At 70.8% G+C, this 10,082-nt stretch carries 12 protein-coding genes and 2 tRNA genes; 5 read left to right on the top strand and 9 right to left on the bottom strand.

What is annotated here, in order from left to right; genetic code table 11:
- Position 1: 1 nt before the first annotated feature.
- Positions 2 to 75, bottom strand: a tRNA-Gly gene (locus tag I4Q55_RS38210).
- Between the two features lie 80 nt (positions 76 to 155).
- Here I4Q55_RS38210 and I4Q55_RS38205 point away from each other — a divergent pair.
- Positions 156 to 229, top strand: a tRNA-Pro gene (locus tag I4Q55_RS38205).
- Positions 230 to 418: 189 nt separating this feature from the next.
- Here the strand turns inward: I4Q55_RS38205 and I4Q55_RS38200 are convergent.
- Complete coding sequence (locus tag I4Q55_RS38200) at positions 419 to 1,186, bottom strand: alpha/beta fold hydrolase (protein ID WP_206795241.1); 768 nt, start codon at positions 1,184 to 1,186, stop codon at positions 419 to 421.
- Complete coding sequence (locus I4Q55_RS38195; RefSeq protein ID WP_206795238.1) at positions 1,183 to 1,977, bottom strand: NAD(P)H-binding protein; 795 nt, start codon at positions 1,975 to 1,977, stop codon at positions 1,183 to 1,185. Before I4Q55_RS38195 ends, I4Q55_RS38200 begins: the two co-directional genes overlap by 4 nt.
- A 66-nt stretch (positions 1,978 to 2,043) precedes the next feature.
- Between I4Q55_RS38195 and I4Q55_RS38190 the strand changes: the two genes are divergently transcribed.
- On the top strand, positions 2,044 to 2,409 hold the full coding sequence (locus I4Q55_RS38190) for a helix-turn-helix domain-containing protein (protein WP_206795236.1): 366 nt from the start codon (positions 2,044 to 2,046) through the stop codon (positions 2,407 to 2,409).
- Between the two features lie 2 nt (positions 2,410 to 2,411).
- Here the strand turns inward: I4Q55_RS38190 and I4Q55_RS38185 are convergent, their stop codons facing one another.
- The 3 genes from I4Q55_RS38185 to I4Q55_RS38175 all read right to left on the bottom strand — a co-directional run bounded on the left by I4Q55_RS38185 (position 2,412) and on the right by I4Q55_RS38175 (position 5,425).
- A complete protein-coding gene (locus I4Q55_RS38185) occupies positions 2,412 to 3,980 on the bottom strand; it encodes a carbohydrate-binding protein (protein ID WP_206795235.1) in 1,569 nt (522 codons plus the stop codon).
- Positions 3,981 to 4,097: 117 nt separating this feature from the next.
- A complete protein-coding gene (locus tag I4Q55_RS38180) occupies positions 4,098 to 4,544 on the bottom strand; it encodes a nuclear transport factor 2 family protein (protein ID WP_206795233.1) in 447 nt (148 codons plus the stop codon).
- Between the two features lie 5 nt (positions 4,545 to 4,549).
- On the bottom strand, positions 4,550 to 5,425 hold the full coding sequence (locus tag I4Q55_RS38175) for a TIGR03619 family F420-dependent LLM class oxidoreductase (RefSeq protein WP_206795231.1): 876 nt from the start codon (positions 5,423 to 5,425) through the stop codon (positions 4,550 to 4,552).
- A gap of 145 nt (positions 5,426 to 5,570) precedes the next feature.
- Here I4Q55_RS38175 and I4Q55_RS38170 point away from each other — a divergent pair, with 145 nt between their 5' ends.
- On the top strand, positions 5,571 to 6,359 hold the full coding sequence (locus I4Q55_RS38170) for a hypothetical protein (protein ID WP_206795230.1): 789 nt from the start codon (positions 5,571 to 5,573) through the stop codon (positions 6,357 to 6,359).
- A gap of 108 nt (positions 6,360 to 6,467) precedes the next feature.
- Here the strand turns inward: I4Q55_RS38170 and I4Q55_RS38165 are convergent, their stop codons facing one another.
- Together I4Q55_RS38165 and I4Q55_RS38160 are read right to left on the bottom strand one after the other, a co-directional pair.
- The gene (locus tag I4Q55_RS38165; RefSeq protein WP_206795227.1) at positions 6,468 to 7,274 is read right to left on the bottom strand and encodes an Fpg/Nei family DNA glycosylase; all 807 of its coding nucleotides are present in this window, start codon (positions 7,272 to 7,274) and stop codon (positions 6,468 to 6,470) included.
- Positions 7,274 to 7,747, bottom strand: a complete 474-nt coding sequence (locus tag I4Q55_RS38160) for a ribose-5-phosphate isomerase (RefSeq protein WP_206795225.1) — start codon at positions 7,745 to 7,747, stop codon at positions 7,274 to 7,276. Before I4Q55_RS38160 ends, I4Q55_RS38165 begins: the two co-directional genes overlap by 1 nt.
- A 45-nt stretch (positions 7,748 to 7,792) precedes the next feature.
- Here I4Q55_RS38160 and I4Q55_RS38155 point away from each other — a divergent pair, with 45 nt between their 5' ends.
- On the top strand, positions 7,793 to 8,515 hold the full coding sequence (locus I4Q55_RS38155; RefSeq protein WP_374194516.1) for a 2-phosphosulfolactate phosphatase: 723 nt from the start codon (positions 7,793 to 7,795) through the stop codon (positions 8,513 to 8,515).
- Positions 8,512 to 9,321 (top strand): MBL fold metallo-hydrolase, encoded by an 810-nt coding sequence (locus I4Q55_RS38150; RefSeq protein ID WP_206795222.1) that lies wholly within the window; start codon positions 8,512 to 8,514, stop codon positions 9,319 to 9,321. The genes I4Q55_RS38155 and I4Q55_RS38150 overlap by 4 nt, the downstream gene beginning before the upstream one ends.
- Here the strand turns inward: I4Q55_RS38150 and I4Q55_RS38145 are convergent.
- Positions 9,318 to 9,938, bottom strand: coding sequence for a DsbA family protein (locus I4Q55_RS38145; RefSeq protein ID WP_206795220.1), 621 nt, complete (start codon positions 9,936 to 9,938; stop codon positions 9,318 to 9,320). The genes I4Q55_RS38150 and I4Q55_RS38145 overlap by 4 nt on opposite strands.
- Positions 9,939 to 10,082: the final 144 nt, after the last annotated feature.

The following is a 10,082-nucleotide window of genomic DNA, read 5'->3' as shown; positions in this document are numbered from 1 at the left end:
TTGGAGCGGGTGACGGGAATCGAACCCGCGTAGCTAGTTTGGAAGACTAGGGCTCTACCATTGAGCTACACCCGCGCGCCCCCGGAGGTACCCGGGTGCGCAGCTAGCTTAGCGTGACCCGCTAGGCTGATCACACACCCCCCTGGGGGTGGACCCGGGATGTGGCGCAGCTTGGTAGCGCATCCGCTTTGGGAGCGGAGGGTCGCAGGTTCAAATCCTGTCATCCCGACCCGATTCGGGGGTGGGCTCGCGCTGGCGCGCTCGCCCCTCCCCCTTCATCTTCGTTGTTGTACCCGGGGGGCCGAGCCCCCCGGACCCCCACGGTGCCTTTGCCTCCGGTTGGGTGGTCTGCCGCCCCTTTGCTCTGCCGCCCCTTTGTTCTGGCCCCTTTGCTCTGCCGCCGTCGGCAGGGAGTGGCTCATGCTGATGCTGCCAGCCAGTTCGCCAGCGTCTCTGTGAGGGCTTCCGGCTGGTCTTCGGGGGTGTGGTGACCCGCCTTCTCCGGGCGGGCCACCACCTTCAGGGAGGCGAAGTTTGTGGCGCACCACTCCACCATTGCGGGCGTCAGCATCGTGTCCGGGCCCGGCTCGAACGTCACCAGCAGCTTGGGGATCCGCGGGGTTGCCCCCAGATAGCGGCCGAATGCCTCGATTCGGGATACCACCTCGGGCGGCTCGCCGCCCAGGGGTAGGGAGCGGGCCCACTGCAGGAACGGGCGGTGGTGCGTTGTTGCGTACTCCGGCGGAAGGCCGGACAGGAAGTCTTCGATCAGCGACTCCCCGAGGCCCGGTGTCTTGATCGCGCGGAACACCTCCGCTCCCGCCGGTGGGAACTCCTCCCACGTCATCGGCTTCAACACCGCTTCGGTGAACGCCAGGCGGCGGACCCGCGACGGGTGCCGGGCCGCCCAGTCCGCCGCCAGTGCGCCGCCCCAGTCGTGGCCGATCAGGGTGACGTCGTCCAACGACAGCTCGTCGAACCATTCGTCGAGGTAGTGCGCGTGGTCTTCGAAGGTGTAGGCGATGTCCGGCCTGGGGGAATCGCCCATGCCGATCAGGTCCGGGGCCAGGCGCCGGCCCGGCAGGGACGGCATCACGTTGCGCCACAGGAAGGACGATGTCGGGTTGCCGTGCAGGAACACCAGCGGCGCACCGGTGCCCAGTTCGCGGTAGGCCAGCTCCGTCACTTGAACACCCCCGCGCACCGCGACGCCCACTCGGCGAACGGGTGCGGCGGCCGGCCCAGGACCCGCGCGATGTCCGGGCTCACCTCCTGCTCCGCCGGCGTCGGTGCGCCGAGGATGTCCAGCGTCACGTCCGCCACCTCGGCGGGCATGAAGCCCAGCATCATCGCGCGCGCCTCTTCGCGTGCCTGCGGGACGAACCGCACCGGCTCGCCCACCGCCGTGGCGATCGCCGCCGCCTGCTCGCGCGGGGTGATCGGGGCCGGGCCCGTCAGGGTGTACGCCTGGCCCGCGTGGCCGTCTTCGCGCAACGCCGCCGCCGCGACCGCCGCGATGTCCTCCGGGTCCACCACCGGCAGGGCCACGTCGGCGAACGGCGCCACGACCCGGCGGGCCGATCGGATGCTTTCCGCCCACTGCAGCGTGTTCGACGCGAACGCGCCCGGCCGGAGCAGTGTCCACTCCAGACCCGAACGGCGCACCGAGTCCTCCAGGACCGCCGGGTGGCGGCCGGTCACCACGCCCTGGGACGACAGCGCCACCACCTTGCGGACGCCCGCCGCCTTCGCACGGCCGAGGACCTCGTCCAGTGGCACGAACGCGCCCGACACCATCAGGAAGACCGCCGACACGCCTTCGAAGTCCAGTGTCGCCAGATCTCCTTGCCGCACCACGACTCCCGGGGGCGCCTCGGTGATCCGGCGGGACACCGCCGTCACCTCTTCGCCCGCCTCGGCCAGCATCCGCACCAGCGGTGCTCCGACATTTCCCGTCGCTCCCACAACCATGATCATGGGCACGACGCTACATTCCGGTTTATAGTAGGTACCTAGAGGAAAGTATTGGCTGGAGGCGCGAAAGTGACCGAGACCACACCCGAGCTGGCCTGCCCGATCGCCCCGGTGGTCGACATCGTCTTCAGCCGGTGGACCACGCCGATCCTGTGGGCGCTCAACGAGTTCGGCCGCCAGCGGTTCGTCGAGCTCGAGCGCCGCATCGCCACGATCACGCCGAAGGTGCTCACCCAGCGGCTGCGGCAGCTGGAGCGCGACGGCCTCGTCGTGCGCACCTACCACGCCGAGGTCCCGCCGCGCGTCGAGTACGAGATCAGCGAGCTCGGCCGCAGCCTCGGCCCGCTGTTCGCTTCGCTCGCCGAGTGGTCGGGCAACCTCGGCCAGGTCGAAGCCGCCCGGCGGAGCTACGACGAACGCGGCTCCGCCAGGTAGGTCTACGGCGAGACGTCCAGGTAGTCGAGGTTCGCCGGGCCGCCGTCCGTCGTCGCGGTCAGGCGGATCGTGTGCGGGCCGTTCGCCAGGCTGATCGGGCGGGCGACCGTGCTCCACGTCGTCCAGGCGCCGGTCGGCGGGAAGGGCACCGCCGCGGCGACCACCGTGCCGTCCACCGAGATGTCCACCGGACGCGCGGCCGTCGTGCCGTTCGCGAAGCCGAACGTCAGCGTCGACGCCGGGCCCGTCACCTGCCATTCGACGTAGCTGCCGACGGCGTTGGCGCCGTTCGCGAAGCCGGTTCCGGAGTAGCCAGCGTGGTTCGCGTCGATCGTGCCGCCCGCCGAAAGGGACGCGGACTCCGCTTCGAAGCGGGCCGCGCCGCCGGCCCGGGACACGCGGTACAGCACCGTCGCGTGCGAGGGCACCGAGGCGCTGATCGTGCCGGTGGTCGTGCGGACGGCCTTGCTCCACAGGTCTTTCAGCGTGTACGAAGACGCGCTGCCGATCCCCGTGGCCGACGCCGTCGTGCTGATCGTCGCCGTCGCGGCCGTCTCGTTGGACAGGGCCACCGCGCGGTCGCCGTTGGCGAGGACCTTGCTGTAGACGACCAGGCCCGCGTTCGCGCTCAGCACCGTCGCCTGCTTGCCCAGCGGGTCCTGGTCGAGCGCGATGACGTCGGTGTTCTTCAGGATCGCGAAGTCGTCGGCCGACACCTTGCGCAGGTCACTGCCGATCAGCAGCGGCGCCGCCATCATCGCCCACAGGCTGAAGTGCGTGCGGTACTCCGTCGTGGTCATCCCGCCGTTGCCGACCTCTAGCATGTCCGGGTCGTTCCAGTGCCCGGGGCCGGCGTACTGCGCGAGGCCGCGGTTGGCCTGCGCCTTGCCGATCATGCTCGACCACCTGTCGGAGATGTCACCGGTGGTGCGCCACAGGTTCCCGACCGGCTCGGCCCAGGTCCACGGCTTGGTCTGGCCCCATTCGCAGATCGAATACGCGATGGGGCGGCCGGTTTTCGCGAGGGCGTCCCGCATCGCCTTGTAGCGCTGCTGCGCGTCGACACCCTGGTTGTTGCAGTTGTCGTACTTCAGGTAGTCGACGCCCCAGGAGGCGAACAGGTTCGCGTCCTGCTGCTCGTGGCCGAGCGCGCCCGGGAAGCCGGCGGTGTTGCAGGTCTTCGTGCCGGCGCTGGTGTAGATGCCGAACTTGAGGCCCTTGGCGTGGACGTAGTCGGCGAGTGCCTTGATGCCACTGGGAAAGCGCGCCGGATCGGGCACCAGGTTGCCCGCCGAGTTGCGCGACGGCAGCGCCCAGCAGTCGTCGATGTTGACGTAGGTGTAGCCGACGTCCTTGAGGCCCTTGCTGACGAAGATGTCCGCGATTCCCTTGATCATCGTTTCGTTGAACTCGGCCCGGCACTGCGTCGAGTTCCAGTTGTTGAAGCCCATCGGCGGTGTGCGGAGCAGGCCGTTTTCGAGGGCCGGTGCGGGGGTGGAGCCCAGGACGAGACAGCTGGCCGCGATCACGAGCGCGGCGGCCGCGCTCGTGGTGCGCCGGAGTGAGGACATGGGTACTCCCGGAGGTGGAGACATCGGAGGTCTGCACCCGTTAGTAAAGAGACCTACCTAACCGGGAGTCAAGAGATCATGTATGAGATATGAAGTGTGGTGCCGGTGGCCGGGACGCTATTCCGCCACCTGCCGCGCGGTCGCCATCGCGCGCTCGGTCTCCCAGAACGCCCGCACCGACCGGATCAGCCCGTCCTCGCCGACGCGGTAGACGAACACCCCGTCGGTGTCGACGCGGTAGCCGCCCGGGAGGAACGTCGTGATCGTCCCGACGTTGGCCACCTCGTCGCCGCCCGCGTGGGAGTCGCGGATGGTGAACTCGAAGCGCTCGACGTTCGCGATCGTCATGTCCCAGAACGCGCTGATGCCTTCGCGGCCGTGGTGGCCCTTGCCCTCGGCGTCGAACATCGAGGGGCCCACCGGGTCCTCGACGACGGCGTCCGCGGCGAAGAGCGCCAGCCAGCCCTCCTTGTCCCCCGCCGCCACCGCGGTCATCGACGCGAACGCCGCGCGCCGCGCGGGCGGCTGCTCCGCCGCCGTGTCCCAGCTGACCTGCACGCCCATGGGAGTCACTCCTCGAACTTCGCGATGATCTCGGCACCGAACCTGCGGATCGCCTCGAGCTTCGGGCCGACCGGCGCGTCGAAGCCGACGCCGTCGAACACCCACGGCATGGTGATGACGTCGGTGACGCCCGCTTCGGCCTGCGCGCGGTAGCCGTCCAGGCCGAAGGCGTCGATGCAGACCGCCTGGTACTCGAACGGGTCACCGGCGCGGCCCTGCTCCGCCAGCAGCTCCTTCAGCCGGGCGATGGTGGAGCGCAGGTCGTCGAGCTTCATCATCGCCGACGACCAGCCGTCGGCCACCCGCGCGGCGCGCTTCAGCGCGACCTCGGTGTGGCCGCCGATGTAGAACGGCACCCGCGACGGCGGCGCCGGGCTCATCTGGATCTTGTCGAAGTCGTAGAACTCGCCGTGGTACTCGACCATGCCGCCGCCGAGGATCAGCCGCAGCACGTCGATGCCCTCGTCGACGCGCTTGCCGCGCCGCTCGAACGGCACGCCGCAGTACTCGAACTCCTGGGGCAGCCAGCCGACGCCGAGCCCGAGGCCGAACCGGCCGCCGGTGAGCACCGCCGCCGAGCCGACCTGGCGGGCCAGCAGCACCGGGTTGCGCGAGCCGAGCTTGAGCACCGACGTGTAGAACCGGATCCGGCTGGTCACCGCCCCCATCGACGCGGCCGCGACGAGCGGGTCCACCCAGGGTGTCTCCGCGGTCCAGAACCGGCTGCCGTCGGGGGTGTACGGGTAGTCCGTGTTCACCGTTTCGGCGTAGAAGAGCGAGTCGGGCAGGGCTATGGAGGCGAAGCCGGCCTCTTCGGCGGCCCGGGCGAGCTCGCCCAGCTGATCGAGGGGGTTCATCGCGATCGACAGGGTGAACTTCATGGCCGAACTATAACGTGTTCTAGTTTTTTCGGCCAGGTCTCGCGGTGGGCCGCATCACCTGCCGGGAACCCACCGCGTAGCGTCCGCGTTGTCCGAATCAAAGGTGGCCACCGGCCACCGAGCCCCGAACTTCTGGGAGTGGTCCATGGGCACCGCGATCTTCCTGATCGTGCTCGTCGCCGTGATCGTCGGTGGCGGCCTGTATTTCTCGCGGCAACGCGCCGCGGCCCGGCAGCGGGAGCTGGACGACGCCAAGGCCGACGCCCGGCGCCTGGTCGAGCGGCTCGGCGGCCAGGTCCTGAACCTCAACGGCAACGACACCGCGTCGATGCAGGCGATGGCCGACGCGAGCGAGCGCTACAACGCCGCCGGCTCGCAGCTGGAGCAGGCGCGCACCATCGAGCAGGCCCGGCTGGTGAAGGACACCGCCGTCGAGGGCCTCTACTACGTCCGCGCCGCGCGCGTCGCCATGGGCATGGACCCCGGCCCGCAACTGCCGGAGGAGGCCGAGCGCGAGCGCGCCGGCAAGGTCACCGAGCGCCGCGACGTCGACGTCGAGGGCCAGCACTACGCGGCGTCGCCCGAAGCCGGCCAGGACACGCCGTACTACTACCCCGGCGGCCGCGTCGCGGGTCGTCCGGTGCCGCAGGGCTGGTACAGCGAGCCGTGGTGGAAGCCCGCGCTCGTCGCGGGTGCCTGGGGCCTCGGGTCGATGTTCCTGTTCAGCGCGATGTTCTCCGGCATGAGCGGCATCGCGAGCGCCGCGGCCTGGGAGTCCGGCTACGACGCGGGCCAGCAGGACGCGCTCGAATCCGGCGACGCCGGTGGTGACGCGGGCGGAGACGCCGGGGGCGACTGGGGCGGCGACGGCGGCGGCTTCGACGGAGGCGGGTTCGACGGCGGAGGCTTCGACGGGGGCGGCTTCGACTTCTGACCCCCGGCTTCAAGCGCCCCAATGTGGCCTTGGTTGCGTTCAACGCACCGAAGGCCACATTGGGTGCGTTGAACGCACCGAAGGCCACATTGGGGCGCTCGGGTCAGGTCATTTCTGGCAGGTGGGGCACCAGTAGAGGTTCCGCCCGACCAGCTCCGAGTTCGCCACCGGCGTCCCGCAGATCAGGCACGGCTCGCCGGCGCGGCGGTAGACGTAGACCTCGCCGCCGTGGCGATCGACGCGGGCCGCCCGCCCCATCGCCTCCGGCAGGTGCTCCGGGCGGACCGTGTCGATGCGGCCGACGCGGACGCCGTCGCGCATCAGCGTCACCAGGTCGGCCCACATGTCGTCCCACAACGCGCGGTCCAGCGCGCGTCCCGGCGTCAGCGGCGCGACGCCGTGCCGGAAGAGCACCTCGGCGCGGTAGACGTTGCCGACGCCCGCGAGCACCGCCTGGTCCATCAGCAGCGCCGCGATCGACGTCTTGGACCGCGAGATGCGCGCCCAGGCCAGCTCCGGTTTCGCGTCGCGGCGCAGCGGGTCCGGGCCGAGCCGGGCCTTGATCGCGTCGGCCTGGTCCGGGGAAAGCAGCTCGCACTTCGTCGGCCCGCGCAGGTCCGTCCAATGTGTCCGGCCGGCCAGCCGCAGCCGGACCTGCCCGACCGGCTCGGGCGCGGGCAGCGGGGACTCGCCGAAGGTGCCGTAGAGCCCCAGGTGGATGTGCACGACGCCGTGCGGGCCGTAGTCGTGGAAGAGGTGCTTGCCGTGCGCCTCGGCGCCGACGAACACCTGACCGTCCAAACGGGACGCTTCGGCGGCGAACCGGCCCTGCGGGCTGCTCACCTCGACCGGCGCGCCCGCGTACCGGCGCTTGTGCAGCCGCGCGAGCCGGTGGAGCGTGTGCCCCTCGGGCATCAGGCGTCCGGCAACGCCGGCGGGGTCCCGGTGCGCTCGTAGTCGAGCAGCTGCTGGACACGGCGGGCGTGCCGCTCCTCCGGCGAGACCTCGGTCGCCAGGAACGCCTCGACGATCTCGGTGGCCTCTTCGGCGGTGTGCATCCGGGCGCCGACGCCGATCAGCTGGGCGTGGTTGTGCTCCCGGCACAGCTTCGCCGTCTCGACGCTCCAGGCCAGGCCGGCGCGGGCGCCGGGGACCTTGTTCGCGGCGATCTGCTCCCCGTTGCCGGAGCCGCCGACGACGATGCCGCGGCTGCCCTCGTCGGCCACCACGCGCAGCGCCGCCTCGACGCAGAACGCCGGGTAGTCGTCGGCCGCGTCGTAGACGTGCGGACCGACGTCGGTGACCTCGTGGCCCTGCTTCTCCAGGTGAGCCACCAGGTGGTTCTTCAGCTCGAAACCGGCATGGTCGGATCCCAAGTAGACACGCACGGCCAGGAGTCTGCCACCACGGCCGGTTTCGGGCATGCTCCGGGGGTGGGCATCTGGGAGCAAACGGGGTACGACGTGCGGCTCGACTGGGGCGCCGAAGGGGTCGCCGCGCTCGGCCGCGAATGCGCGGTCCTGATCGTCGTCGACGTGCTCTCCTTCAGCACCACCACGGATCTCGTGGTCGGCCGCGGCGGGCGCGTGCTGCCGGTCCGGTGGCGCGACGAGCGCGGGGTGGCCCGGGCGAGGGCCGCCGGGGCGGTCATCGCGGGCGAGGGCGAGTTCACCCTCAGGCCGTCTTCTGTGACGGAAATCCCGCCGGGGACCCTGCTGGCACTCCCCTCGCCCAACGGCGCGACCCTGTGCGACACCGCCGCAGCAACCGGCGCGCACGTGCTCGTGGGCTGCCTGCGCAACGCCTCGGCCGTCGCCGCGAAGGCCGTCTCGCTGGGTGGCCCGGTTGGGCTGATCTCGGCCGGGGAACGCTGGGGGGTGAACGTTTTCGGTGACGGCGAAACGTCCGGGCCGCTGCGGCCGTGCGTCGAGGACCAGGTGGGCGCCGGGGCGATCGCCGCCGCGCTGGCCGGATACGGTCTTTCGGTGTCCGCCGAAGCCGCGCTCGCCGCCCGGGCCGTCGACGTCGCGGCCCTGGCGAGCTGCGTGTCCGGGCGCGAACTGACCGAAGCCGGCCACGGCGGCGACGTCGCGTTGGCCGCACAACTCGACGTGAGCGACGCCGCTCCCGTCCTGCGCGAAGGAGTACTGGCATGACCGGCCGCTGGATGGAGGTCGCCGACGGCGTGCACGCGCGCCGCTACGCGGAGCTGGACCTGACCGTCGGGCTGGTCGTGGGCGCCGAGCGCTGCCTGGTCGTCGACACCCGCGGCGACCTCGAACAGGGCGCCGAGCTGGCCGCCGCCGTCCGGGAGCTCACGCCCCTGCCCTGGGCCGTCGTCTACACGCACGCGCACTTCGACCACGCCTGGGGCACCGAGGCGTTCTTGCCGTGCGAGGTCTGGGCGCACGAGCGCTGCGCGGCCGAGCTGAACACGGACGTCGACGCCGTCCGCGCCAAGTGGGTGGCCAAATACCGCAAGGAGGGCAACCCGGAGATCGCCGAGGCGATTTCGCGCACGAACATCGTCGCGCCGGACCACACGTTCACCGGCCGCGTCGAGCTCGACCTCGGGGGCCGCACGGCGGTCCTGCTGCACCCCGGCCGCGCGCACACCGACCACGACGTCGTGGTGCACGTCCCGGACGCGGCGGTCGTCTTCGGCGGCGACGTCGTCGAGCACGCCGAAGCCGGGTTCAGCGAGTATTCGTTCAGCGACGAAACCGACCTGACCGCCTGGCCGGACGCGTTCGACGCGATCCTGGCGCTGGAACCCCGCGTCGTGGTCCCCGGCCACGGCGAGCCGGTCGACGCGGAGTTCGTCCGCTACCACCGCGACGGCCTCCACGAGCTGATCACGCTCAAGGCAGGCGTGGGCCGCGGCGAAACGACCGAAGTGGCCGCCGTCGCCGCGTCCCGCTACCCCAGCGACGTCACCCTGGCCGCGCTGGCGACGCCTTAGTCGAAGTTGAGGTCGCCCGTGCGGGTGCGCTTGAGCTCGAAGAAGTCCGGGTAGCTCGCCAGCGCCACCGCGCCGTCGAACACCTTCAGCGCGTCCTCGCCACGCGGGATCGAGGTCAGCACCGGGCCGAAGAACGCCACGCCGTCGATGTGGATGGTCGGGGTGCCGACGTCCTGGCCGACCGGGTCCATGCCCTCGTGGTGGCTCTTCTTCAGCGCCTCGTCGTACTCGGTCGAGTGCGCGGCCTCGGCCAGCTCGGCGGGCGCGCCGATCGCGGCGAGGGCCTCCTTGATGACCGTGTCGTAGTCCTTGACGCCCTGGTTGTGGTAGCGGGTGCCGAACTCGGTGTAGTACTGGCGCAGCACCTCTTCGCCCTTGAGCTGCGACAGCGCCACGGCCACGCGCACCGGGCCCCAGCCCTTCGCCAGCAGCTCCTTGTACTGCTCGGGCAGCTCGTCCCGGCCGTCGTTGAGCACCGACAGGCTCATGATCCGGAAGTTCAGGTCCAGGTTGCGGTGCTTCTCCACCTCCAGGATCCAGCGGGAGGTGATCCACGCGAACGGGCAGATCGGGTCGAAGTAGAAATCGACCTTCGTGGGCTGCTCGGCAGCGGTCATCGGGGCACTCCTGAGTCACGTTTCGGTGTGGGCGGACCCCCACACGACGGGCCAACACCGGGAAACGCGGGGTTGTTCCCTTATCGCCCGCCACCCCGTCCCCATGATTGGATGCGGGGAGTTGAAAACCGATACCAACGACCA

Origin of the sequence: Amycolatopsis sp. MtRt-6 (assembly GCF_017308975.1) — a bacterium.
In the GTDB taxonomy this organism is placed as follows: domain Bacteria; phylum Actinomycetota; class Actinomycetes; order Mycobacteriales; family Pseudonocardiaceae; genus Amycolatopsis.
The sequence above is the reverse complement of the archived record's forward strand: the minus strand, read 5'-3'. Positions and strand labels throughout refer to the sequence as shown.

Coding starts and splice junctions, on each gene's coding strand:
- I4Q55_RS38180 (WP_206795233.1), bottom strand. CDS start 4,544: ATGGGCGTGCAGGTCAGCTGGGACACGGCGGCGGAGCAGCCGCCCGCG.
- I4Q55_RS38165 (WP_206795227.1), bottom strand. CDS start 7,274: ATGCCCGAGGGGCACACGCTCCACCGGCTCGCGCGGCTGCACAAGCGC.
- I4Q55_RS38150 (WP_206795222.1), top strand. CDS start 8,512: ATGACCGGCCGCTGGATGGAGGTCGCCGACGGCGTGCACGCGCGCCGC.
- I4Q55_RS38185 (WP_206795235.1), bottom strand. CDS start 3,980: ATGTCCTCACTCCGGCGCACCACGAGCGCGGCCGCCGCGCTCGTGATC.
- I4Q55_RS38170 (WP_206795230.1), top strand. CDS start 5,571: ATGGGCACCGCGATCTTCCTGATCGTGCTCGTCGCCGTGATCGTCGGT.
- I4Q55_RS38195 (WP_206795238.1), bottom strand. CDS start 1,977: ATGATCATGGTTGTGGGAGCGACGGGAAATGTCGGAGCACCGCTGGTG.
- I4Q55_RS38175 (WP_206795231.1), bottom strand. CDS start 5,425: ATGAAGTTCACCCTGTCGATCGCGATGAACCCCCTCGATCAGCTGGGC.
- I4Q55_RS38145 (WP_206795220.1), bottom strand. CDS start 9,938: ATGACCGCTGCCGAGCAGCCCACGAAGGTCGATTTCTACTTCGACCCG.